A 25,219-nucleotide genomic window follows, 5' to 3' on the forward strand; every position below is an offset into this window, starting at 1 on the left:
CATACAACTTTAAATATGCTTAAGCTCGGAAGAATACACCTTATCTATTTTGCATTATCGGCCTTTTTTTTAAGCAAGGTCTCTTCAGAAACTTTTGACCTTTCTACGGCTACTATTACGGACATCAATGATGCGATTGATGCAGGTGTCCTATCTTCCGAAAAGCTGGTGCAGCTATACCTCAAGCGTATAGATGCATACGACAAGAAGGGCCCTGCAGTAAATTGCGTAATTCACATTGATGAGAACGCTCTGGAGCTGGCTAGGGAGCTAGATATCGAAAGAATTGAAAAAGGAAGACGCTCACCCATCCACGGTATCCCAATCCTTCTAAAAGATCTCATTGATGTAGCTGGCCAACCGACTACGGGAGGATTCGTTCCCTTGGGGGCTCCAATACCTGACCGTAATGCGACGATCGTTACTAGAATGCAAGAGGCAGGCGGGATTATACTTGGCAAGGTATCTACCTCTAATTGGTTCGGCAACGATTTCGATGAAACACATCCAATAGGTGCGAGCAAAAACCCTTACAATTTAGAGTATTCGCCGGGTGGCTCGTCAAATGGTAGTGGAGTGGCGATGGCGGCCTACTTCGCAACTCTTGCCATCGGAACTGATACTAGCGTTTCTGTTCAAAATCCATCTGCTAACTGCAGTCTTGTTGGAATGGTTGGTACATATGGCATGGTAAGTCGTTCAGGGATAATTCCGCGCGGAGCTACACAGGATCGTCCTGGACCGATGGGCCGTAGTGTCTTCGATGTTGCAACCTTATTTAGCGTTATCTCCGGATGGGACGCGGAGGATTTTACTACTTTTAATCCGATTGGACATTTCCCGATGAGTGATTGGGCAGAAGAGCTGTCGAAGGATTCGCTCGTCGGAAAACGAATTGGTGTACTCAGGGAAATGATACCCGTAGCCGACGAATATAAAGAGGCACTCTCAATTTTTGACGAAGCATTAATCGACTTGCGAAAGGCCGGTGCATTCATTGTTGATCCAATTCTAACGGGAAACCCCACAATCGCTGATGATACTTCCCAACCCCGACTTCGTACGGCTGAGTATGAAAAAATACACTACACGAACGCTTATCTGGCTCGTCTTGGTGCTAAAGCACCTTTCAAAAACGTCGCCGATTGGATGGAAGCGGTAGGAGAGGACAAATTTACTCAGCGTATGGTTGATGCCATGTCACTTGAATCACCAGACAAGAGTCTCGACTATCAGGCCCGGTACCGCACAAGAAAGATGTATATAGCTTTGATCGAAGAACTTTTTGAGCGTTATGATCTAGATGCTATTGCCCAACCGTTTCAAGTTGCCCCCGCGCCGCGTCTAGATCGAAAGCGTGGGCCAAGCAGAGAATGGTGGATTGCTAGTCCAGCAACAAACAATCTTTCTTCTTCATTAGGTTTTCCAGCGGTAGTTGTCCCTGGAGGTTATACTCAAGCTGAAGGGCTTCCAATAGCTATCCAATTTATGGGAAAACGGTTTACGGATCTAGAGGTACTTAAAGTCGCTCATGGCTACGAGCAAACGACGATGAAACGCAAAACGCCCGCTTCTACTCCACGTTTAAACGGAGAAATTATAAAATATTAATTTTTCAATTACTTAAACATTGCTCCGACTAGTCCTTACGTTTGGCGAGAAAATATTCCTCCGTGAGAAGGCAACATATATAATAGCAGAAATGATGTTAAATTTATTCTCAAACTTAAGGCGATTGGTATTAGGCTCATTCATATTGCTGTCATCGATGACAATGTCTGCATCGAAATCTAATATACATGTCTTGGGAACCGGCGGAACAATTTCGGGAGCAGCTCCGAGCCCAGAAATGCTTTCAGGATACGAGTCTGGCACTTTTCCAGTAGTGGAGCTTTTGAAGGAAGTGCCAGAAGTATCTGATTTCGCTCGGGTAACAAGCGAGCAGATAATAAACGTTGGATCAGGTAGTATTAATGGGGAAGTTCTTCTGAAGCTTGCTAATCGAATAAATAAACTCTGCAAAGAAAAGCCGGAAATTGATGGTTATGTTGTTACCCATGGAACAGGAACATTAGAAGAGACCGCATATTTTCTAAATCTAACAATTTTAAGTGACAAGCCAGTTGTGATTGTCGGTGCGATGCGTCCTTGGACTGCAACGAGTGGAGATGGACCTTTAAATCTCTACAATGCCATAAGAGTCGCTTCAGCCCCGGAATCTCGCGGAAAAGGGGCTTTGATAGTCCTGAACGATGAAATAAACTCCGCCAGAGATGGAACGAAAACGGATACTTACCGCGTGGAGACTTTCAATTCAAGAGAGTATGGATTTCTCGGATATGCCGACCCAGATAAGGTCGTTTATTATCGCAAACCGCTTAAACGGCATACTTTTCAAACGGAGTTTGATATTACGGACGTTGTCTCTCTTCCGAAAGTTGACATTGTTTACGGTTATCAGGAAGGATCCAGAGGGTCGGTTGATGGCCTTGTTGCTTCGGGGTCAGTGGGAATCATCGCAGCATCTAGGTCGCCGGATATTTCAGTCGCATTAGAAGAAGCTCAGCGAAAAGGAATAACTGTCGTTCGCAGCGATCGTAAGGGCCAAGGTCGAGTCCTCAATAGTGAGAGCCGGCTAAAGGAGGGAACAATCAGTGGTGATAATCTGAGACCACAAAAAGCAAGGATACTACTTCAACTTGCTTTGACCAAGACTAGCGAACCAACCGAGATTCAAAGGATTTTTAATCAGTATTGAGAAATTAAAAACAGCATGATAAGTAAGAAAATATTACAGGTATTTTTAATACCTTCCGTTGTTTTAATTTCCTTCGCCTCAGCTTATGCTGGTTTGCCAAAAGTCGTTGTCCTCGGGACGGGGGGTACTATCCAGAGCAAAGGTGACACTCGTATGACGCGGTACGACTATCGCGCGGGCCGATTCGATATTTCTGAGATAATAGATTTAATTCCACAAGTTAAAAAAATAGCTGAACTTGAAGCCGAACAGTTTACGAATATTGGAAGCCCGAGTATGACCCCTGATATTTGGAAGAGTCTAGCGGAAAGAATCAACGAAACTGCACTGCGTTCAGATGTATCCGGTTTTGTACTAACACACGGGACCAACACACTAGAGGAAACCGCTTATTTTCTGCATCTTACTGTGCAGACAGACAAACCGGTTGTGATCGTGGGTGCTCAGCGTCCTTCAACTTCGATCAGCGCAGACGGACCCATGAATTTTTACAACGCCGTTCAGGTTGCTGCATCACCTGAAGCGCGCGACAAGGGGGTTCTGATCTGCATGAATCAGCAGATCAATAGTGCGAGAGAGGGCACAAAAACGAGTGCGTATAAAGTGGAAGCTTTCCAGTCGAGAGACCTCGGGTTATTGGGGGTTGTCGACCCAGATGGGGTTCATTTTCTGAGGGCACCTGTGCGTCGCCATACCTACCTATCCGAATTTGATGTGAGCGATATTTCCTCTTTCCCACGAATTGACGTAGTACCGTCTTTCGCGGACGCGGCGGGGGACCTCATTACCTTCCTGGCTAGTGCGGGAGCGGAAGGGATAGTCCTTGCGGGTCATGGTGCTGGAGGAGCATCGCCGGCTCAAGGCGAAGCTTTTAAGACTGCAACAAGCAATGGAGTTATAGCTATCGCCTGTTCCAGAACTGGAAGCGGCCGAGTGATAGAAAGCTCGCGGATGCTGGAGTATGGTTTGATCGCAGGAGATAACCTTCTGCCTCACAAGGCACGCATTCTTCTCATGCTGGCTATAGCAAGCGGGAAGAGCGAAAGATCTGAGCTCATTCGCATCTTTGACCAATACTAAACTAGGCTAACCAGATTAATATCAAATGACTTATAGCAGATTCATAAGTTTAATACTTTTATCCATTATTCTGATTGCATCAGCAGTAGCCGAACGAGTTAGGATTCCTTTGCATGAGGCCACGATCTTCGATATCCAAAAAGCCTTCGATCAAGGAACTTTGACGTCGGAAGAGTTGGTCGGAATGTATTTAAAGAGGATTGAAAAATACGATCAACAAGGACCGGCTTTGAATTCGATTCTTACTCTTAACGAAGAAGCAATAACAGAGGCAAGGAAACTAGATATTGAGCGTTCAAAAACGGGTGCCCGCAGCTTGTTGCACGGTATTCCCATAATTCCGAAGGACAACTTTGACACCGCGGATATGCCTACAACTGGTGGTTTCAAGGGACTAAAAGATTCTATTCCGGTACGAGATGCTTTTACCATTCGAAGGCTAAGGGAAAGTGGAGCAATAATCCTGGCTAAATCAAATCTGGACGAGTTTAACAGTGGCTCAAGTGGGACAAGCGGTCTGGGTGGTCAGGTACTCAACCCTTACAATCTTTCTAAAGTTCCTGGTGGCTCGAGTGCAGGGTCGGGAGCAGCGATAGCGGCAGTGTTTGGCCAGGTCGGTCTAGGAACGGAAACGGGTTCTTCAATCCGTAATCCTTCTACTAAAAATAATCTAGTGGGTATAGCGTCTACCAATGGTTTGGTTAGTCGAGCGGGTATTGTTCCTAGTTCCATAATTCTCGACCGTGCTGGGCCGATGGCACGAAGCGTAACGGATGCAGCGATTGTACTTCAATACATGGCTGGAATGGACGCGGCCGATCTAACGACGATTGCAAGCGTTGGCAAAATGCCGGTAAATGGCTATCATTCGTTCCTTGATGTGGACGCCCTGAAGGGTTCGCGGATCGGAGTTCTTCGAGCCAACTTTGGAAGTGATCCAGAGGATGCAGAAGCACTTTCTCAAATCGATAAAGCCATCGATTCTCTAGCAGAGGGCGGGGCGACTCTGTTAGATCCAATCCCTGTCGGAAGTATAGATATGTTTGAAATGCTCCGAACGGTTAGTGGCTCTAGCGGTGAGCGTGCAGAAGCTATGAATCATTATCTCGCTGGTCGCGGGCCGGATGTTCCGGTAAAAACAATGCAGGAAATAGTCGGCAGTGGATTGGCACTCGGCAAACTTCAAGAAAGGTTGGATGAATCTCTTCGTGAGGCGCCAATGTACAGAAATCCGGACTACGCTAACTTCGTTCGAAACCGGGAAGCATTCAAGAAGCTAGTAATATCATGGTTCAAAAATTACGAGCTAGACGCGATTATTTACCCATACCAAACAAAGCCAGTTTACACAATAGAACAAGCCGCACCAAATCAGGGCGAAACGCGGTCCGAATTCAATAATTATGATGTAATGGGTCGCGGCACTCGAATGAGCACGGCCACGGGTTTTCCTGGTATCACCGTGCCTGCAGGATTTACTGCCAGCGATGGCATGCCTGTAGGATTGGAATTTCTTGGTAGACCATTTGATGAGGGAAAATTAATCGGTATTTGCTTCGCTTATGAGCAGGGTTTCAGTATGAGGAAGCTTCCCTCGATTACACCCCCTCTTGAAGCAGAATGGATTGAGTTCGATAAATAATACATTCGAAGCGGAGATTGTTGTTCAGGTGTACCTGTGGAGACCCCTTCTATTTTACTTCAGAATCTTAGACCAAAAACGTAGCTGTTTCAGATTGAAGTCCTTGGGACTCGCAATTTTCAGCTAGTCTGAATTTTTCGTCCTAGGAAATATAGTAAAGATCATAAACCCAATCTGGAATCGGAATATTGTTGGCGAATCCACGGTCATCAACACTGCAATTGTACCAATTCCAAAAAGAGCGAATGTCCTCATTAGACAGGTTGATCGATCGCGTGGTCAAAGCTCCACATTGGAAGCCAGTTTGTAAGTTCGTCGAGTTTTCTCGGCCTTTAAAAAGGCTAAGGATCTCTTCCTTAGTCAAAGGCCATTCCTCTTGCTTTAGAATTTCATACAGTTCGTCAGCATTACTTGGATTACAGATCCAGTCTGACGCTTTTTCTATTATAGCTCTTAAATCTTCTAAAAAAACTCGATCGCGCCCAATTAGCTGATCATCGAATACAAGGATCCTTGAAGCATGGCATGCCGTCTTATTTTCCTCAATACTTATATTGTATCCCACACCTTTTTTTTCTGCGATTTTTATCCATGGCTGGTAGGTGTAGTACATGTCAATGAAACCTGATTCTATCAGTTCCACGCCACAACAGGCTGGAACAGGAACCTTTTCAATTTGTTGGATGAAAGAACCTGAATAACCAATAGGATGCAGTGATTTTACCGCACAAAAGTCTGGAAAATCTGGGCTGAAGGTGCCGAAACGAATTTTCTCATCAATTGACGCTAAAGTTAGTTGCTCTCTACGACTGGTTTTTCCAACTAGTCCGTCTCCCCCAAACCCAACGACCAAACAACCCCTAACGCTAAGAGTGTTGCCTAGCGAATGGGCTGCTTTTGCGATTAGCATCGATGGATGCATTATTGAGGCAGATAGTTCCCCACCAAATAAGTTTTTCGCCAAGGACGACCAACCGATTTGACGTCTCGGCTTTAGCTCAAAACCAAGCTCATTGAACCATCCCTTTTGCTCACAAACGAGCAATGGAGTAGCTGATAAAGAGCTTAAATAACCAACACTGAGTACTTTCATTAATAAAGTGAGACAAAGTCACTTCGATTTACAAAAAATCGAATTTGACAGAGTTAAATGGCACGAGTCATGCAATTGCTCGCAGTAGCACTAGGCATGCCAATTGATCATAAAAATTTCGAACCAATCGACACTAGACAAATCCAAATTTTTGTCGCGCTAGCACAAGGGGGTAGCCTGAAAGCGGCTGCATCAAAGATTGGTATAACACATTCAGCTGTGAGCCATGCGGTCAGTAATCTTGAGCGAGATCTTAACGCCAAGTTGTTTCAGAGAAAAGGAAAAGGCCTTAAACTTACTGGTCTCGGCGAAATATTCCTTCCAGAGGCGGTCAATATTCTTCGTCTTCTAGGCGAAATGCGATTAAAAATCAATAGCAAGAATGCGAGCGTTGGTAAATGTATACGCATTGCTTGTGCACATTCTTTTATTCAGTTTGCGATGCCAGACATTCTTTGTGAGTTCCAAAGATGCTTTCCGTTCGCTGAGATTCAGCTAATTCCTGCTGATCGAGCTACGTGTATTAATAAGTTGGAGGGTGGCGAAGTCGATGCGGCGATATTGGTCAATTTGCCAAAACGCATAAAGAACTTAGTCGATTACCACCTTTTTGATGACGAACTCAAAGCAGTGATGTCTTCAGAACATAAGCTTGCTAAATCATCAGCTATCCCTCTTCACGAGTTTGTTAAAACAAGTGTTTATTTGCACAACAGCAACAGTTTCACTTCTCATTTGATCATCAATGAAATCCACAGATGGTCGTTTAGATCCCCAGATACTCAATACGTTTCGAATCCAGAGGCCCTTCGAGAGCTTGTTAAAATGAAACTCGGTATTTCTGTGTTACCTCAATGGGGTTTTAGATTGGGAACTGACAGTGAAAGATTCGTATGGAGGGAAATAGAAGGCTTGAATTTAAAGAGGTCTTGGCACTTCGCTCATTTGCAAAGGAGTGTTCCAGATGTGTTTGTAAATACTTTAGTAGGACTATGCAAAAGTTTCCCTTTGGTGGGCGAGCAGAGATACTATGAAACTCATCGAGCCTCGTAATTGGCGTCCGATATGTTTAAATTGGCTAGAGCATCATACACAAGATATAGCCATTGAATTTTGGATATTAGATCAAAATTTTAATACAGTTTTCTAATAAATAGATTTTTAGAGCAGTAGAATAGGAATTATAACAAAGACTTGGATATGATTTCAGAGCTTTTCTTAGATACGAAACCTAATCCAACCGTTAGTGCCTTCGTGAATCTAGCGGATGCCTATGAGCCCAGCACCGCTGTCAATCCGGATACCGGCGATTTCTTCACTCCGCAGACGAACGACGCGATCGAAGTGGGAGTCAAGTTCGTCGACTTGTACGATGGACGGCTTAGCGGCTCCATAGCTACCTTCAATATACAAAAGGAAAATTTGGTGCGAAACGATTTCAATCCGGTGACCTTTATGACGGACTAGGCGATTACTAGTGATGAGAGCGAGGGCATTGAGCTCGAGCTGTTCGCCAACCCCATTGACAATTGGAATATAACCTTCGCCTACAGTTACATCGACGGCCGAGTCGTTGGTGCGATTTCGCCGGAGCTCGAAGGACTTCGATTAGAAGGCACCACGCCGCATCGCCTAACGTTCTTCAACAGCTATACGATTAGCGAAGGATCCTTGCAGGGGCTTTGCTTTGGCGGCGGAATCGTCTATGCGAAATGCCCTATCCAGCAATTCGGAACTCCCGTTAATGCCCTCGTGGCCGAAAACGGCTATAATACGATTGATTTGTTTGCTCGCTATCCGACGGAGATCGGTGGTCGGCAAGTTACGTTTGGCGTGAATATCGATAACGTGAACGACGCGTTTTTCGCTCGATCGTGGGGTGCTTTCAGCTCTCCCCGAACGGTTCTGTTTTCCGTCTCAACCGATTTGTAGATCGACCCGAGTTTTTTCAGTTAGTTGAATTTAGTGCAAACAAACCCTCTTCTGTGTTCGCGGGAGAGGCTTTTTTGTGGTATGGCATCCAGACAAACGAATCATCTGGCCCAGTCGGTGTCGCCCCGGCCGCCCAAATTAATTTCGATTATGAGCTTGGCGAGGCTTCAAAAATTCACCCCTAGATTGGCTTAAAGAAATAGGCATATGAATAAGATTTATATAAACAAAAAATGGATACGATTAATCGCAATTCCGCTACTGGTTATTGGGATTACAAATGCACAATCTGAAGCTGAACGACCCAATGTTATCCTTATAATGACCGACGACCAGGGTTGGGGGGACACAGGATACAACGGGCACCCACACCTGAAAACGCCAAACCTCGATCGAATGAGTCGGGAAGGAGTCCGATTCGATCGCTTCTACTCGGCCGCCGCAATGTGCTCTCCAACCCGTGGCAGTGTTTACACCGGCCGCAACCCTTATCGTTTTGGAATTACCTTCGCTATGAAAGGAAGGCTCGAAGAGACCGAGATTCCGATCACATCAGTGGTCAAGGAAGCGGGCTATACAACGGGGCACTTTGGCAAATGGCATTTGGGCACTCTTTCTAGAACGAAGGGCGACCAGTCGCGTTGGGGGGCTTTCGAAGAGGATCCGGTTCGCTATTACTGCCCACCTTGGGAGCGTGATGTTGACCAAAGCTTTGTTACCGAATCGAAAGTGCCCACGTGGGACCCACTCCTCCATCCGGGACAGATTATAACGAGACCCACGGATGGTGCTTCCGTAGCAGGTCTTAAAGGTAGTTCGTATGGAAACGACTATTTTGTGGGCGAAGGACAAATTGAAACTGAAAACATGGAGGGCGATGATTCGCGGATAATCATGGATCGCGCCATTCCGTTTATCCAAAAGGCAGTTGATCGCGAGCGGTCTTTCTTCGCGGTTATATGGTTTCACACCCCTCATTCGCCTGTAGTGGGTGGAGACAAATACCGGGCCATGTACAAAGAGCACCCGGAAGATACGCAGCACTACTATGCGTGCGTGACTGCTATGGACGAGCAAGTCGGAAGATTGCGGTCGACGCTTTCCGAGCTCGGAGTAGCCGATAATACTATGCTCTGGTTTTGCTCAGACAATGGCCCGGCCCGCCAAGGGTCCCCCAGGCATGTCGGATCGCCTGGGCACCTTTCTGGGTACAAACTTTCCATTCAGGAAGGTGGCATCCGAGTTCCCGGATTGCTGGTTTGGCCAGACCAGATCAAAAAGCCCATTACCATTTCAGAGCCCTGTGTCACTTCCGACTACTTCCCGACGATACTGAGCAGTCTCGGTATCGATCTTCCCAATGACCGCATTTACGATGGGATCAATCTATGGCCACTCATAAAAGGGGAATCGAACGAGCGGACGAAGCCCATTGGTTTTCTAAACAAGGAGGCCGCTGAAGCGGTTTGGATGGGCTCGCGTTACAAATTAGTCTCAACACCTAAAGGCGATCAGCTTTTCGACATCATTGAGGATCCGGCCGAACGAGCAGATCTATCCGCTAGCCTGCCCTCATTAACACAAGCGATGAAACACCAACTCATTCTGTGGAAGACAGGTGTGCTGGCTGAACTGGATTCGATTCCATGAGAGGCAAGAGGCGCTCCAAACTCCTGCCGGCCTTTCTCAAGCCGATCAGGTAGGATTCAGATATGGCCCGCTCGCCGCCGCTGAGAGTGTAGGATCCGATATGCTCGCGGGGGGTTGGCCTTAATACAATCAATTCCAAGTTTTAATAACACGAACTTTGAACATCCTCGTTGATCATAACCTAATTATGAGACCTTTCAAAATAGACTTCTCTAGACATCTGCCTATCTACGTCGTGCTCCTGCTAGCTGCGTTCCTGAGCTCCTGCTCGATTGAGCGATCAGGACCTCCCAACATCCTCGTCTTTCTCGTCGATGATTTGGGCTATATGGATATCGGGGCGAATAACCCGGACTCTTTCTATGAGACGCCGCATATCGATGGCTTGGCGGATTCCGGCATGCTATTTACGGATGGCTACGCGGCGAATCCGGTATGCTCGCCGACCCGGTATGCTCTCATGACCGGGAAGCATCCCACCCGAGCCGACGCGACCAATTTCTTTTCAGGAAAGCGAAGCGGCAAATTCGATCCCGCTCCGCTGGTTGACAATATGCCCTTGGACGAAGTGACGGTTGCCGAGGTATTGAAAGCGGAGGGATACCGTACCTACTTCGCGGGGAAGTGGCACTTGGGCGAATCAGAGAAATATTATCCCCAAAATCGAGGTTTCGATATCAATATTGGCGGACACACTCGTGGTGGACCGTATACAGGAAACAAATACTTTTCACCCTTTGATAACCCGCAAATGGAAGTGGATAGCCCGGAAGGGGATCACCTGCCGGATCGGCTCGCAAGGGATACTGCCAAGTTTATAGATGAGAATAAGGACGGACCACTCTTCGCCTATCTCTCTTTCTACTCTGTGCACACGCCGCTCATGGGTCGACCGGACTTGGTCGAAAAATACGAAAAACGGGCCAAGGAAATCGAAGGGACAGAATTTGCAACTGAGGAGCAGATTTACGGGGACAAGCCACGTCAAGTACGGGTTTTGCAAAAGCACGCCGTCTACGCCGCTATGGTGGAAGCGATGGATGAAGCGATTGGCAAGGTGTTGCAGCAGCTCGAGGACTCAGGAGTAGCGGGTAACACGATTGTCGTTTTCACTTCCGACAATGGTGGTCTTTCGACTTCTGAGGGTCTCCCCACCAGCAATCTGCCTTTGCGGGGAGGTAAAGGGTGGGTTTATGAAGGTGGTATCCGCGAACCTTGGATTGTCCGCTATCCAGGGGTTACGAAACCGGGGAGCGTTAGCGACGTGCCGATCAATTCGATTGATCTATTACCCACTTTGGCCGCAGCGGTGGGTGCGGAGGTGACGCATGAAATTGACGGATTGAATTTGAAACCGGCTTTGGAAGGGGGTTCGTTAGAACAGCGATCCCTGTATTGGCATTATCCTCACTACAGTAATCAGGGGGGAATACCGAGTGGAGCGATTAGGGAAGGCGACTTCAAACTGATCGAACGCTACGAGGATGGTCGGGTCCATTTGTACAATTTGAAAGAGGATATCGGCGAGCAAAACGACCTGGCTCAGAAGTATCCGGAAAAAGTGTCGAAACTGCGGTCCCAGCTCCATGCGTGGTACGAAGAAGTGGACGCGAAGTTCCTCCAGCAAAAAGAGGATGGGCCCGAACCGTGGAGACCCTAGATGGGTTCGCAGTCTTGTCTTACTCTCGATTTTGGCTAGTGCGACTACATCAAATATTTTTGCATGTGGTGTAAGGTATTTACGAGAGTCGTAGTCGAAGAAGTTTCAAAAACCGATTCTCTATCTTCTCGTTACCGCAAACATTGTTTTGTCATCTAACTCGCTCTCTGTTTGTCTGTTTTTAAGAGAAAGCGGCTATCGCATGGTCGGGAAAAGAGACCTCATGAAAGAATACCCTCGTTTGTTTGTTTTGTTTTTTGCGTGTCCGTTTGTGCCGGCTACGCGTACTCGTAGAATTGGCTTAAGCACGTCATTATGGAACAAGGTCATTGCAATACGGAAAACGATTAGACTCAAAATGCCCGCATTATTTACAAATCTCTCCAAGCTACTGTTGTTTGTGGTAGCCTTGGCAGGCTTCAGCATTCGGGCCAGCTCTGCTGGACCATGGGATCTGGTTAGTCTATATAAGGTCCCTGTATGGGAAGAAACGGCCAAAGCGGCAAAGCCTGGCATTAAAGGCGTCTTGTACGATTCGATACAGGTGAATGGCGACCGGGTCCAGGTGTTTGCGTACTATGGTGTGCCTGAAGGAGAAACCCCGCAGGGTGGATGGCCTGCAGTCGTTTGCGTGCATGGGGGAGGCGGGACTGCGTTTGATGAATGGGTGAAGAAGTGGAACGATCACGGCTATGCGGCGATCAGCATGGATCTCGAGGGGCATTATCCGATGCGCGAAACTGAGGACCGGCGAAGCCCTCGCATTCCAACGGAGAACCCAGGGCTGCGTCGGCTAGGGATCTTTAAGAACTATGACGATCCGATTGGGAAGCAGTGGTACTATCATGCAGTGGCCCAGTCGATCTTGGCCCATTCGCTTATTCGATCCTTTCCTAAGGTGAATCCAGACAAGACGGGGGTCACCGGTATCAGTTGGGGTGGAACGCTCACGAGTACAATCATGGGCGTGGATGACCGGTTTCAATTTGCCATACCGGTCTATGGGTGTGGCTTCCTTGCGGACTCGGATGGGAATCAGGGACTGGCGATCAAGCCCGGCCGCTATACGGAGGTCGTAAACCAGTTTTTCGACGGGTCCGCCTATTTTGAAAACGTGAAGATCCCAACGCTCTGGGTCAATGGGACTAATGATAAGCATTTCCCGATGCCTTCCACTCAGCAATCGGCTCGTGCGGTTCAAGGCCCCACCACAATGCGTTATGAATTGAGAATGCGACATGGACATGGTCCCGGTTGGGCCCCGGAAGAGATCTATGCTTTTGCGGATAGCATTGTTAGAGATGGCACGCCGCTTACTCGATTTGAGGTGCCTGAGCTGGATGGAGATCGGGCATGGGTCGATTTCGAATCAGCGGCCAAGGTGACCGGAGTGAATGTTTACTTCACTCGGGATGCGGGCCTTTGGCCTGAGCGAGAGTGGGAGGAAGCTCCTGCCAGTCTTTCGGGTTCGACGATTTCCGCGGCAATGCCTGAGGGCGCAACCGTCTACTACTTTTCCGCGACCGACGAACGAGGTTTGATGGTCAGCTCAGAAATTGGATTGGTTGAATGAAGGCTTTGTATCCTAAGAAAGAGGGAGATCGCCGAGCGCCCGCTACCTAGAGTTCTTTACTCGATAGCATACATCGCTAAGATTGGTTTTTCAATATACACAATATGAAGAAGATACCCCTCAACGGTTTCCTAGTCGGAGTTTCTCTTTTGATCGGAGCACCAGTTCACGCGGCAGCCGACGAACCGCACGTCGTGCTCATAGCGGGAACGTTGCATTACTCTCCAGAGCTGACCTTACCTGTTTTTGCCAAGGAGCTGGAGCGCTTCGGTTTTAGAACCACGGTAGTTATGGGAGAAGGGGATCCGGAAAAAAAGACGGAGAATGTGCTCCCTGGGATTGAAGCCTTGGCAGATGCGGATGCGGCCATTTTTTTCCTGAGATTTCTGAACCTGCCTGATGAAGAGTGGCAGCCCATCGAAAATTACATAAAGTCCGGCAAACCGGTCATCGGGCTGCGGACCGCTAATCACTCCTTCAAGTTTCCGCAAGGCCACAAACGATTTGAATGGAATAATGGATTCGGAAGGAGAGTTATCGGAACGCCCTATATTGTGCACCAATCGAGTGTGACGGATATCAGCGTTGTCGATAAGCACTTGAAGCATCCCATTATGACTCATGTTGACACGGCGAACTGGGACTCGTTAGGGACTCTCTATTTAACGCGCCTTCAACCGGGCTGCATTCCTCTGATGTCTGGGACGGGAACGGGCAAAATGCGGTTGCTAGAGCGGAGTTTTGGAACGACCCTCGTGAACGAAACCGAAGCGGACATTGTCGCTTGGGCGTGGGAAAATGAGTGGGGTGGAAAGGTATTTGGCTCGACCCTCGGCCATCCGGGTGACTTCGGAGAAGAGGCCTTCACGCGTATGCTGGTCAACAGTGTCTGCTGGGCAGTCGGCAAGCAAATGCCGAGCGCGGACACGGCAATTAGCACTTGGGACATCAAGAGAGCCGATAAGTAGACAAGAGATGAATACACGTACAATCGCACGGTTTCTTTTTTCCTTTGGCTGTCTCCTGGGATTGGCGAAGGCGGACTCTCCCCTGCTGCCTGGGATCCGCATCGCTATTGTGGGCAATACCTTTGCCGATCAGCTTCGCTCCCACGGATACTTGGAGACACTTCTATTACAGCATTGGCGGGAAGAGCCAGTTTCGATTCGGAACTTGGGCTGGGCGGGTGACATGCTCTCGGCCCGCGATCGGCCCACCAATTTTCCGACCGAGGAGTCTACCTTGCGGGATCATCAAACCGATGTAATCATCGCCTGTTTTGGGATGGGGGAGTCCTTCGAGGGAGAGGCGGGTATCGAGAATTTCAAGTCAGACCTGAAGGCGTTCATCGCGTCTCATAGGGGGAAGCGGTACAATGGCGAATCGGAGGTACGTCTGATTCTAGTTTCCCCGATTGCTTACGAGAACCTTGGAGAGTTGACCCCAAAGCTTGTTGAGAGAAACCGTGATTTGCAATTGTACACAGAGTCCATGCGCTCTGTGGCAGCGGCGAAGAACGTTCCTTTTGTGGATCTGTATGGGCCTACGAGCACAATGATGTCTGAACCTGATGCGATTCCCCTGACTACAAACGGCATTCATTTGAGTGAATATGGGTACTGGGTGGTCTCGCGTGCTCTTTATGAAGGGTTCTTTGAAAATGAAAGCGTGCCCAGTGGACGGCCCTGGTGGCTCACCATCGATGCCAAAACGCAAAAGGGTGATGGGATTGGGCTTTCTCTTTCAGATCTATCCTCGAACCGTCGCGAGCTCAGTTTTAGAGTAACGGAGGAAACAAGCCCGTCATTACCACCTCCGACGCAACGTGAATTGCCAGCTAGTCTGAACTCGAGGCGGGATACGGTGGTTGTTAAAAACCTGCAGCCGGGGAAATACGTGCTTATGATTGGTGGCGAACGTGTGGCATCCGCTAGCCAAGATGAATGGGCGAAAGGAGTGGCGATGGATTCTTCACCGGCTCATCGCGATGGCGAAATATTTCGCCAAGCAGTTAAAGATAAAAACCTTCAGTTCACCTATAGTTGGAAAGCTCTCAACCAAGTCCATATCGTGGGCGAACGACGTAATTCGCCTAGTGGACAGGCCTTGCCTGCGGAGATCCTGGCTTTCAAGGAGCTAGCGGACCAGAAAGACGTCGCTCTTGAGGGAGGTATTGAGCTCAAGACTCGCGAGTGGCGTTTAATTCCGGATACAAACTGAGGGTATGTGCATGAACTTGATCGAGCATTGTCTGAACCCCACGCCGCTTTGCGACGTGGCTATGCGAGGGACTAGTATGGATATCCTCCTTCCCGAACCCCACGCCCGTTGCGACATAGCCACGTCGAGTTCAGCTCGTAGAGCTAGGCCAGCCATTCGGCTTGGAATCTGCAAATAAAGATAACTCAAATTTTATGAAACGCCTTCTAGTTATATCTGTTTTACTCTCTTTTTTATCGATTCCCTTGTCGGGCCAGGACGCGAGCGGCATCAGGACGGCAAACCTTCAAGGTGCCGACTTGGATTTGATGAACAATCATGACCCTGCATCAGAGCTCGAGAATTTCGAATTACTACCGGGGTACGAAGCCAACCTCTTTGCGGCGGATCCCATGTTGGCCAATCCTATCCACATGGTATGGGACTCGAGGGGCCGACTGTGGGTGGCCTGTTCCTGGGCCTATCCCCAGATCAAGCCGGGTGATATCGCGAATGACAAAATCATCATTCTTGAGGATACGGACAACGATGGAGTCGCGGACAAGTCGACCGTGTTTGCCGATGGTCTCTACCTGCCAACGGGAATCGAACTGGCGAATGGAGGTTGTTTTGTGGGTCAGTCTCCAGATGTGTTGTTTTTGAAGGACACCGATGGCGATGACGTGGCTGATGTGAGACAGTTAGCGCTAACAGGATTCGGAATTGAGGACAACCACCACTCGATCAGCGCCTGGCGGCGCGGTCCGGGCGGGTGGATTTACTTCCAGGAAGGCATCTTTCTCCACACTCAAGTCGAAACCCAACATGGGGTCGTGCGCAATTTCAATGGCGGGGTCTACCAATATAATCCGCGCACGCATGAATTGAGAATGTTCTGTCGGGGGACGGGTGGAAATCCCTGGGGACATGTATTTGATTATTGGGGCCAGTCGTTCATGGTTAACAATCCGCGTATCATGTATCTGACCCCAGGCACGGGCTCTTCGAATGAGCCTTCCCGTATCCCACCGCTCATAACGACGGAGAAGCAATGCGGTGGGGATATTGTGACCGGTACCCATCTTCCCGATGAAATCCAAGGACAGCTTTTGACGGGGCGTTTTAAAAGCCGGGCAGTGGTGCGTTACGAGTTTATCGATGATGGTGCGGGTTTTAGCGCCAATGTTCTTGAGCCGCTGATTAAGTCAAAACACCCTAACTTCAGACCAGTAGACACAAAGATAGGTCCCGATGGAGCAATCTACATTGCCGATTGGTACAACTCGATCATCAATCACGCTCAGCATGACTTTCGAGATCCACGCCGTGACCACGACCATGGTCGCATATGGCGGATTACTTACAAAGATCGCCCACTTGTAAAGAAGCCCCAACTGGTGGGAATACCTGTTCACAGGCTAGTGGATCACCTTAGTAGCCCGGAAGGCTGGACGCGGCATCAGGCTCGAAAGGAATTGAGCGAGCGAAATCCTGATGAAGTACTGGCTGCGGTAGAGAGTTGGGTCGAAGCCTTGGACACCAAAGAGAATCAATACGATCATCATCTGGTTGAAGCGATGTGGGCCTGCCAAAATGTGGAACGGGTTAGCGAACCTATATTAAGTAGAGTTTTGTCATCAAAGAATGGACACGCCCGTACAGCGGGAGCCCGCGTGATCCGTTACTGGCAGGACGAGCTATCGGATCCAGTGGGAATGATTGGCCAGCTAGCGAGGGACAGCTTCCCACGCACCCGTATGGAAGCGATCTTGTCAGCGGGATTCATTCCACAGGCTGAGGCGGCCCCTGCCGCCCTAATGGCATTGGATCGTGATCGTGATCGATTTATTAATGCGACCCTTCCCTCAACGATGAAAGGGCTCGAAAAGTATTGGGTTCCTGCTCTCGAAAAAGATGCCTTGGATTTTGCCAAGCCCGCTCATCGCGAGTATGCAGAGCAGTTCGCCGGGATAGGAATTGACAAACGCTTGATCGCTTTAATGGGTGATCCGACTCCGACTCCGGCGGAAATAGCGGCGGTCAAGAAGCAATTTGTATCTACTCCAAGTTCGAAGCTTGTCCGGCTTGTGGTCAATGCCGTAGGGAAGAATGCAGTGCAATCGGATGCGGTTTCGATAGATATTCTAGATGGTTTGAGGCAGGTGGGTGAAAGGACTGTGCTGGAAACTTCTCGAAACTTCGCTACCCTGATACCCGCTCTTTCCCATTCGAATGATGACGTCGTGGTACAGGTGGTGGCGAGTTTGGGATCATGGCAAGTGCTATCGGCCGGTCCCGAGTTGCTTGGCATTCTTAAGGATAGTGGAAGAGCTCCAGATGTCCGGAAGGCAGCAGCGATAGCCTTAGGGAAACTGAGGCAAACGAAGTATGTAAATGCAATAAAGTCTCTCGCGACATTGAGCGACATTACCACGCGGTATCATGCAGTCACGGGTTTAGTCGCTGGTGATCTTGAAGAAGCGAAAGTGATGGTTGGGGATGTCTTGATTCAGGAACCGCTCGATGCGGATCCGGTAGCTTTGGTCTCCGAGTTTACGAAAATTAGAAGAGGGGACGCTGTGCTTGCGGACTTGCTTGAAAACGTTCCCATCCATCCGGAGGTGAAAAGGAGCGTATCGACTTACCACCGACAGACCGGTCAGCTTCCCAAAAGACTGGTCAAGCTATTCAGCGATAGTCACCAGGATTCCTTGAGCCTCGCTCTAATGAGTGAAGATAGAGATGAACTTGCCCTCGATGTGAATCGCTTGGGCGATGCGGTAAGAGGGGAGATGATCTTTCGTCGAGCATCGCTCGCTTGCACGAGTTGTCACGGCATCGGATCCGTGGGGCCAACGATTGGGCCGAATCTGGTAGCGGTGGGGACAGCGGCCTCTGCGAGTTATATGATCGAGTCCATTCTAGAGCCCAACGCCTCGATTGCGGAGCACTATGAAAACATGCTGTTTACCATGACGGACAACAAGGTTCGCATGGGAGTCATCGCCTATCAGGATGAAAGCGAAGTTATTATACAGGACTCTGCTCTGGGAAAGGAAGTGAAGCTCCCAGTAGGAAAAATCCGATCGAAACAAAGTGTGCCCTCGCTTATGCCTGCGGGGCTTGCGGATCAATTGAAGGGTCGGGACGAGTTCCTCGATCTCGCCAAGTTCCTGTCGGTCCTTGGAAACCCGGGCCCGTTTCAGAATGACGAGAGACCCTTCATACGGAAGTGGCGTGTGGCGGCAGCCGAAGGAGCCGAACCGCCGATTGAAGGCGAGCTTTGGAAACCCGCCTACAGCAAAGTCAGTGGCGAGCTGCCTTTCGCTGATTTCAATTTGGGGAAACGTGTTTTCGTCAGAGGCTTTGTGGAGGTGCAAACTCCGGGCCCGGTTTTCTTGGACATCAACCATCGCGATGGACTAGAGCTCTGGATCGATGGCGAGGCGGTGCCCGACCCTTCAAAGCCCATCGATTTGAGCAAAGGGAGGAAGGAGATTACTTTTGCGTTCGACCCATCGAAAAGGGGAAAGAAGGGCTTGAGTGTGCTTTTTGGTACTCAGTCGGGGTCACCCACCAAATTTAAAGTTGAGGGTGGGATATGATTCATATCGGGGAGGTACTCAAATGAACCGAGAACCCGAGAGCATTGGGAACTTTCTTCTTATTATGAAATTGAAATCGACCTTCTTTTGCCTGGCTTTGCTATCCTTTGTTCCACTACGCGGTGACGACCGTGCCAACATTCTTTTTATTTTTGCGGATGATTGGGGATGGGGAGATTTGAGCTGCCATGGACATCCTTACGTGAAGACGCCGAATATCGATCGTCTTGCAGCGGAAGGAACCGATTTCCATCGATTTACGGTAGCGAGTGGCGTTTGCTCGCCGAGTCGGACAGCGGTGATGACGGGCCACTTCCCCGCGCGGTACAATATTGATGGCCACTTTGCTTGGGTGCCGAGCAATGCGAAGCGCAACATGCCGGACTGGTTGAGTCTAGATGTACCTTTGCTCCCAAGGTTGCTACAGCAAAGCGGATACGCAACCGCGCACTATGGGAAATGGCATCTGGCGAACAATATGATTCCCGACTCTCCCTTGCCTAGCGAGTATGGGTACGACGAATACGGTGCCTTTAACTGCGCGGGAGAGCAGATTCCCGTGCACGAGGATTCCCAGCGAGCTAGCGCATTTATCGAAAAATCGGCGAAGGCAGGAAAACCTTTCTTTATAAACCTTTGGCTGCATGAGCCGCACACGCCTTTTCATACCGTTCCTAAATACGAGTGGCGATTTCGCGAGATGGAGAGCGAGGAGGATCGAATTTACGCTTCTGTCCTTTCTCATGCGGATGATCGAATTGGAGAAATTCTGGATACACTTGACAATCTAGGCCTGACAGACAACACGCTCGTGATATTCAGTTCTGATAACGGACCTGCGAGAGCCTCTGGTCCCACCGAGCTCAAGTTGATGTACGATACGGCAACCGGAGCGGGATGGGGAATTGCGGCTGCCAAGGGAATAACGGGAGGCCGAAAGGGCTACAAGAGCGCCTTGTTCCAAGGGGGTATCAATGTTCCCTTCATTGTTCGTTGGCCGGGCAAGGTTGGGGACGGAGAAATCGATGATCGGTCGCTGATTTCGGCGGTGGATCTACTGCCAACCTTTTGCGAAATTGCAGGGGTTAAATTGCCAGCCAGCTATGTGCCGGATGGCGTTAGCCAAGTTGAGGCCCTAAAAGGGAAAAGTTCAAGAATAAGGGAGAAGCCGCTGTACTGGAAAATGGGTTCGGCTTGGCCCATCCCCGAGAGCCGGCCTTATCACTGGGTGTCCTATGCCATCGTGGACCAAAAGTGGAAGCTTATGGCGAACCAGGATTTGGATTATTTCGAACTATATGATATTGTGGAAGACCCTTTCGAGAAGGTCGATCGCGCTAAGGGAGAACCCGAAGTGATAAAACAACTACTTGGTAAAGTAAATCGTTGGAAAGCGACCCTTTCAGAAAAGCCAACTGGCAACGTCTTTTCGGAAGAGAGGAAACAATTGTAAAGGGCTACTGCTTCGCTTTAGCCGCTGGGTCCTTCCACCAGCCGGTGGCGTTGACGGTGCTGGTTACGAACCATTCGGATAGATCCCGTCGAAGCTTGACCTTGACCTCGGCGTAGTCAGGTGAGTCCCAAACATCGTTTAGCTCATCCGGATCCTCCCCCAAATCGAAGAGCTGTCCATTGCCTTTTCCTATGTATTCAATCAGCTTGTACTTCTTGCTCCGGATCATGAGCGAGTGATCGAGGTCTTGCAGCATTAAGTCCTTAGCATGTTCGGAATACACGTATTCGCGCTCTTCGGCTTCCGGATCTTTTTCGAGAAATGGGAGTAGGGTTTCCGCCTCCATTTTAGCGGGTGGCTCGAGTCCGGCCAGTTCTAGAATCGTTGGCCCGATATCGAACCATTGTGTCAGCGACGAAACTTTTCGGTTTCCCTCAAATCGATCGGGGCTCCAAACAACTAGTGGAACACGGACTGATTGATCGTACATGGTCCACTTTTCTACTAGTCCATGGTCGCCGAGGCATTCCCCATGATCGGATGTGAAAATGACGACGGAGTTTTCCAACAGCCCGGTTTCTCCCAATCGATCCATAATGCGGCCTACTTGCTCGTCGATCATGGTGACGTTGGCCAGGTAGTAGGCCCGCTGCAGCTTTCGTGAAGCTTCGGAGGCATTGGGGTCGAAGGCAATGGAATCGGCGAAGCGCTGGGTGAGGCGCTTGCGGAAGGAGTGAAGGGTTTCCGGCTGCGCGTCCATTTCTTCCTGGGTAACGGGTAGCATCGGCAGGTCTTTCTCCATGTACTCCTTGGTGTACCGTTCAACGGGGTCGAATGGAGGGTGAGGTCCAGGGAAGCCGATCTCGAGGAAGAGTGGTTCGTCCTCGAGCGAAGGGCGCTTGTCTTTGTCGATCCACTGCATGAGTTTGGACTGGTCCGCTGCCCAGGGTGACTTGTTGATCCATCGAAGAGCGAGATCGCCAATGAAGACGTCGGGATGAAGGTCGTCAGGTAGTTTCCACTCGTAGGCTCCTTGGCGTTCTTGCACGTCGGGCCAGTCTTTGTAAAAGGGCTTCTCCGGACGGTCGAAGCCGCGTAAATCGAGAGCCTTATCCCATTCATCTTCGAAAATGTGTGGATTCTTCTTCCACATGAGTTCTGATTCGCGACGTTGTTTATTCTCCACGACAAAGCGCTCGTGAAATCCATGATTCTCGTTGTAGGGATCCGCGTGCATTTTACCTATGTTAACGCAGTAGTAGCCGCTGTCGCGCAGATCTTGTACCCAGGTCCGCGGCCAGGCGTCGTTATTTTTCAAGGCTCCGGAATTATGGGGAAAGTATCCGGTGAACAGGCTTGCTCTGGAGGGACCGCAGGAAGGTGCCGTCACGTGGCACTGCTCGAAGGCGACTCCCTCTTTGACGAGACGATCGGTATGCGGCGTGTTGAGGTGAGGGTATCCAAGGGCCGCGATCGTGTCGTATCGCTGCTGGTCCGTTATGATGAGGATGATGTTGGGGCGTTTTTTAGACATTAGCGCGAAATAATGAGAATCCATACGTCAGCTACAAGGCTACATTGAGAAGGCCGACCCGGACGGAGGGCGTTGGACGTACTTTTAGGCAAAAACGTTTATGTGCTAAAGTGCGTTAGAAACTTCAAGAGGTCCGGTATTTATGCGGGCCATATTATTAGCAAAGGTTAGAAAGCTGCCTCCTTTCTGTCATCTTTGAGGTGGTATGTTCTTTTCAGGAAATTGAGCAGTGGGGGACTGCCTGCAGGGATGAGGATCTGTCCGAAATGTTTTCCGGGAGAGCAATGCGGACCGAATGAGCGTAGAACGTTGGAGTGGATTGCGAGAATATCGTAGACTGGTTAGCAGAATATCGCTTTAATCTCTCCGGTCTTTCGTTTTAACACCCCAATCATCCTTATGTCAGATGTTGCAAATGCCCCGAAAACCTGGGCTGGAATTCGAAGACAACTAGGTCCTGGGTTGATTATCTCAGCTAATATTGTTGGCTCGGGAGAGTTGATCGTGACCACGAAGCTCGGAGCGGATGTGGGCTTCATCATGCTGTGGTTTATTATTCTTGGCTGCATCATTAAGGTATTTGTTCAGCTCGAGCTCGGCCGATACGCGATTTCAAAACGTAAAACGACCTTGGAAGCATTCAACTCGGTGCCTGGTCCTAAGCTTATTGTATCATGGCTTATATGGCTCTGGTCGATTATGTGGTTGGCCATCTTTTTTCAGCTTTCCGGGATGGTGGGAGGCATCGCCCAGGTTTTCGGCCTAGCCGGTTCGGAGTTGTCCCACACTGTATTGGCAATTCTGATAACAGGATCCTGCGCAACCCTACTTTATATCGGGCAGTACAAGTTTATCCAGAACTTCTCTTCGATCATGGTGGCCTCGTTTACGGTCTTCACGATATTCGCGGTGTTTTCACTTTACTGGACTGACTATGGAATAACGGGGGTTCAACTGTCTGAAGGACTTAGCTTTCATTTGCCTGACGACTTTGTGATCGCTTTTGCGGCCTTTGGAGTCATTGGGGTGGGTGCCTCGGAATTGATTACCTATCCCTATTGGTGTTTAGAAAAAGGATACGGCCGAAACGTCGGACCCGACGACGGAACGGAGGCTTGGATTGAGCGGGCAAAAGGGTGGATACGAGTGATGAAGTACGACGCCCTATTGTCTTTGGCTATCTATACAGGTGCCACGGTGGCGTTCTACTTGCTCGGCGCTGCAGTCCTCAATGGGAGAAACATCGAGGTGGATAATGAAAACCTGATGGTCAATCTATCGAATCTTTACAGTACCTCTTTTGGTGAAGTTGGATTGTGGATATTTATTGTAGGAGCCTTTGTGGTCATGTATTCAACGGTATTCATTGGCACAGCATCAAATAGCCGATTGGGGACAGACTTTTTTAATCTGCTAGGTATTCTGAATCTTAAAACGGACGAGCAACGACAAAAAGCGGTGCGAATCGCGTGTATCATCCTCCCCGCGTTATTCTGTATATTCTACCTGTCTTTCAGCAAGCCGGTCACCTTGATTGCCATCGGAGCGATCGCTCAGGCTCTGATGCTGCCGATCATCAGCTTCGCCGCGCTTTATTTTCTCTACTTTCAAACCCACAAGCAACTGAGACCCCGGGGTAGTTGGATCGTCTTTCTTTGGATTTCCGCGTTCGCTATGACCTCGGTCGGAGCCTTCCAACTGTTTCGGGCGGTTGGAAACTTTTTGGAATAAAGCTTCCGGCTCTTAAAGTTAGGTTCGATTTTGAGGCCGCTTTCGGAGCTGAAAATGGTGGCGGTGGCGGGAGTCGAAATCGCTAAGATATTAGTCTGCAACGCTTTGTGGGGATAAATTTCGGCATTGCGTGCACTTTGGTTGCATTAGCTTGTGCCATTTATGACATGAAAATGACATGAAATAAATAGTCGGGGGAGGGCGTCTTGTCGATGGCACCAGGGGATATTATTACACATCGATAACCCCCTAAAAAATTAAGATATTCATGGGATTTCAATTGGATCGAGAAAAGCGCATGAGGCTTTCATTAGTACCTCCTAAAGGGTATTGGGATTGAGTGAGGCGACACTTTTACGGAGATACACAAAGATAGTCATTACTTCCTGCAAGAAACCTTGATAAATCGAGCGGGTTGAATTCAGGGGTCGGTCTTTGTTAAGTTTGTGTTGCTTGGATAAGAGGTGCACTCATTTATGTTTGTGCACGGGCTTCGAGCTCTGCCCTTGGAATCTTCGAAGCGTTTTTGATAGAGAAACTGACGAACAGTTAGCCTTCCAATCCATAGTGGTAACCGCTGATTACGCTACGCTGCACAAACAGCCACAATTCGCTAGTAAACGAACTAACGATCGCAGCATGGCCAATTACTTACGGCTATCGAAACGGTTTTTAAAAGATCGGGTTTTTTATGGCCTGCCTTTGCTTGCAGGGCGAGTCCACGATCGAGCATAATAAGGTAGTTTGCGAGTGCTGACGGGTCTGCATTCTTTGGCAAATCACCCTCTTCTATTGATCTTTCGAATCGCTTAACATACCGCAAAGTAAGGTCAGAAAATATATCATTTAAATAATGTCGAATAGGGTCGGACGAAGGGCTGGATAAAGCTGCGCCCAAAGCGACAAGGCAACCCTCGGGATAGTCCTCAGATGTCATGAGTTCAACCAAACCTTCGAGACAACATTTAGCTACAAGCCGCGAATCTGGTTGACTTATTGCTTTGTCGTGGATCGGCCGAGCTTTTTCGCGATAATTTTCAATGCACGTTTCAAAAAGTTGCTGTTTGTTGCCGAATGCACCGTATATGCTCGGTGCTTCTAGACCCGTTGCCGATTCGAGTATGCGCATGCTAGTCCCGTCATACCCATGCGTCCAGAAGGCTTTCATGGCAACATTGACGACCTTGTCGCGATCGAATTTACGCGGTCTTCCCACGGGTCTCGTTTTGTTCTTAAGGGGCATAATAAAGAAGTTGTCACGTTTCAGTTACAAAGTCAACAAAACCAATATTATTTTAACGGTTATTAA

General features: G+C 49.0%; 16 protein-coding genes and 1 pseudogene. 14 read left to right on the forward strand and 3 right to left on the reverse strand.

Translation table 11 applies throughout. The annotated features are described in order from the left end of the window. Positions 1–15 precede the first annotated feature (15 nt). The 4 genes from GA004_RS02650 to GA004_RS02665 are packed head-to-tail and all read left to right on the forward strand — an operon-like array spanning position 16 to position 5,480. A complete protein-coding gene (locus GA004_RS02650) occupies positions 16–1,611 on the forward strand; it encodes an amidase (protein ID WP_283395746.1) in 1,596 nt (531 codons plus the stop codon). 19 nt (positions 1,612–1,630) lie between these two features. Continuing rightward, positions 1,631–2,758 carry an asparaginase gene (locus GA004_RS02655; protein ID WP_283395747.1) on the forward strand — a complete coding sequence of 376 codons (1,128 nt, stop codon included), beginning with the start codon at positions 1,631–1,633 and terminating at the stop codon, positions 2,756–2,758. Between the two features lie 15 nt (positions 2,759–2,773). Next, positions 2,774–3,838: an asparaginase gene (locus tag GA004_RS02660; protein WP_283395748.1), complete on the forward strand. Its 1,065-nt coding sequence runs from the start codon at positions 2,774–2,776 to the stop codon at positions 3,836–3,838. Between the two features lie 25 nt (positions 3,839–3,863). Then, on the forward strand, positions 3,864–5,480 hold the full coding sequence (locus tag GA004_RS02665; protein ID WP_283395749.1) for an amidase family protein: 1,617 nt from the start codon (positions 3,864–3,866) through the stop codon (positions 5,478–5,480). Between the two features lie 142 nt (positions 5,481–5,622). On the opposite strand, the gene GA004_RS02670 is transcribed toward GA004_RS02665, so the two are convergent. Then, complete coding sequence (locus tag GA004_RS02670) at positions 5,623–6,573, reverse strand: ABC transporter substrate-binding protein (RefSeq protein WP_283395750.1); 951 nt, start codon at positions 6,571–6,573, stop codon at positions 5,623–5,625. Between the two features lie 69 nt (positions 6,574–6,642). Here GA004_RS02670 and GA004_RS02675 point away from each other — a divergent pair, with 69 nt between their 5' ends. From GA004_RS02675 to GA004_RS02715, 9 genes and pseudogenes are all read left to right on the forward strand, one after another. Next, positions 6,643–7,626, forward strand: coding sequence for a LysR family transcriptional regulator (locus GA004_RS02675; RefSeq protein ID WP_283395751.1), 984 nt, complete (start codon positions 6,643–6,645; stop codon positions 7,624–7,626). A gap of 147 nt (positions 7,627–7,773) precedes the next feature. Continuing rightward, positions 7,774–8,505: pseudogene (locus tag GA004_RS02680) on the forward strand (TonB-dependent receptor domain-containing protein). Positions 8,506–8,712: 207 nt separating this feature from the next. Continuing rightward, a complete protein-coding gene (locus GA004_RS02685) occupies positions 8,713–10,155 on the forward strand; it encodes a sulfatase family protein (protein WP_283395752.1) in 1,443 nt (480 codons plus the stop codon). A 187-nt stretch (positions 10,156–10,342) separates the two neighbouring features. Further along, on the forward strand, positions 10,343–11,815 hold the full coding sequence (locus GA004_RS02690; protein ID WP_283395753.1) for a sulfatase: 1,473 nt from the start codon (positions 10,343–10,345) through the stop codon (positions 11,813–11,815). A 358-nt stretch (positions 11,816–12,173) separates the two neighbouring features. After that, on the forward strand, positions 12,174–13,388 hold the full coding sequence (locus GA004_RS02695; RefSeq protein ID WP_283395754.1) for an acetylxylan esterase: 1,215 nt from the start codon (positions 12,174–12,176) through the stop codon (positions 13,386–13,388). Between the two features lie 104 nt (positions 13,389–13,492). Further along, a complete protein-coding gene (locus GA004_RS02700) occupies positions 13,493–14,356 on the forward strand; it encodes a ThuA domain-containing protein (protein WP_283395755.1) in 864 nt (287 codons plus the stop codon). Positions 14,357–14,363: 7 nt separating this feature from the next. Then, on the forward strand, positions 14,364–15,608 hold the full coding sequence (locus GA004_RS02705) for an SGNH/GDSL hydrolase family protein (RefSeq protein WP_283395756.1): 1,245 nt from the start codon (positions 14,364–14,366) through the stop codon (positions 15,606–15,608). 194 nt (positions 15,609–15,802) lie between these two features. Continuing rightward, positions 15,803–19,192, forward strand: a complete 3,390-nt coding sequence (locus GA004_RS02710; RefSeq protein WP_283395757.1) for a PVC-type heme-binding CxxCH protein — start codon at positions 15,803–15,805, stop codon at positions 19,190–19,192. Positions 19,193–19,256: 64 nt separating this feature from the next. After that, on the forward strand, positions 19,257–20,645 hold the full coding sequence (locus GA004_RS02715; protein WP_283395758.1) for a sulfatase family protein: 1,389 nt from the start codon (positions 19,257–19,259) through the stop codon (positions 20,643–20,645). A 4-nt stretch (positions 20,646–20,649) separates the two neighbouring features. On the opposite strand, the gene GA004_RS02720 is transcribed toward GA004_RS02715, so the two are convergent. Further along, positions 20,650–22,179 (reverse strand): sulfatase family protein, encoded by a 1,530-nt coding sequence (locus GA004_RS02720; protein ID WP_283395759.1) that lies wholly within the window; start codon positions 22,177–22,179, stop codon positions 20,650–20,652. A 399-nt stretch (positions 22,180–22,578) separates the two neighbouring features. Between GA004_RS02720 and GA004_RS02725 the strand changes: the two genes are divergently transcribed. After that, positions 22,579–23,910 (forward strand): Nramp family divalent metal transporter, encoded by a 1,332-nt coding sequence (locus tag GA004_RS02725; RefSeq protein WP_283395760.1) that lies wholly within the window; start codon positions 22,579–22,581, stop codon positions 23,908–23,910. A gap of 625 nt (positions 23,911–24,535) precedes the next feature. Here GA004_RS02725 and GA004_RS02730 read toward each other — a convergent pair. Beyond that, on the reverse strand, positions 24,536–25,153 hold the full coding sequence (locus GA004_RS02730) for a TetR/AcrR family transcriptional regulator (RefSeq protein WP_283395761.1): 618 nt from the start codon (positions 25,151–25,153) through the stop codon (positions 24,536–24,538). Between the last annotated feature and the right edge of the window lie 66 nt (positions 25,154–25,219).

This window comes from Candidatus Pelagisphaera phototrophica, assembly GCF_014529625.1.
Classification (GTDB): Bacteria; Verrucomicrobiota; Verrucomicrobiia; order Opitutales; family Opitutaceae; genus Pelagisphaera; species Pelagisphaera phototrophica.

Bases quoted from the DNA above. Each gene is read 5' to 3' on its own strand.
- GA004_RS02650 (WP_283395746.1), top strand. From the start codon at position 16: ATGCTTAAGCTCGGAAGAATACACCTTATCTATTTTGCATTATCGGCC.
- GA004_RS02660 (WP_283395748.1), top strand. From the start codon at position 2,774: ATGATAAGTAAGAAAATATTACAGGTATTTTTAATACCTTCCGTTGTT.
- GA004_RS02665 (WP_283395749.1), top strand. From the start codon at position 3,864: ATGACTTATAGCAGATTCATAAGTTTAATACTTTTATCCATTATTCTG.
- GA004_RS02670 (WP_283395750.1), bottom strand. From the start codon at position 6,573: ATGAAAGTACTCAGTGTTGGTTATTTAAGCTCTTTATCAGCTACTCCA.
- GA004_RS02675 (WP_283395751.1), top strand. From the start codon at position 6,643: ATGCAATTGCTCGCAGTAGCACTAGGCATGCCAATTGATCATAAAAAT.
- GA004_RS02685 (WP_283395752.1), top strand. From the start codon at position 8,713: ATGAATAAGATTTATATAAACAAAAAATGGATACGATTAATCGCAATT.
- GA004_RS02690 (WP_283395753.1), top strand. From the start codon at position 10,343: ATGAGACCTTTCAAAATAGACTTCTCTAGACATCTGCCTATCTACGTC.
- GA004_RS02695 (WP_283395754.1), top strand. From the start codon at position 12,174: ATGCCCGCATTATTTACAAATCTCTCCAAGCTACTGTTGTTTGTGGTA.
- GA004_RS02700 (WP_283395755.1), top strand. From the start codon at position 13,493: ATGAAGAAGATACCCCTCAACGGTTTCCTAGTCGGAGTTTCTCTTTTG.
- GA004_RS02705 (WP_283395756.1), top strand. From the start codon at position 14,364: ATGAATACACGTACAATCGCACGGTTTCTTTTTTCCTTTGGCTGTCTC.
- GA004_RS02710 (WP_283395757.1), top strand. From the start codon at position 15,803: ATGAAACGCCTTCTAGTTATATCTGTTTTACTCTCTTTTTTATCGATT.
- GA004_RS02715 (WP_283395758.1), top strand. From the start codon at position 19,257: ATGAAATTGAAATCGACCTTCTTTTGCCTGGCTTTGCTATCCTTTGTT.
- GA004_RS02720 (WP_283395759.1), bottom strand. From the start codon at position 22,179: ATGTCTAAAAAACGCCCCAACATCATCCTCATCATAACGGACCAGCAG.
- GA004_RS02725 (WP_283395760.1), top strand. From the start codon at position 22,579: ATGTCAGATGTTGCAAATGCCCCGAAAACCTGGGCTGGAATTCGAAGA.
- GA004_RS02730 (WP_283395761.1), bottom strand. From the start codon at position 25,153: ATGCCCCTTAAGAACAAAACGAGACCCGTGGGAAGACCGCGTAAATTC.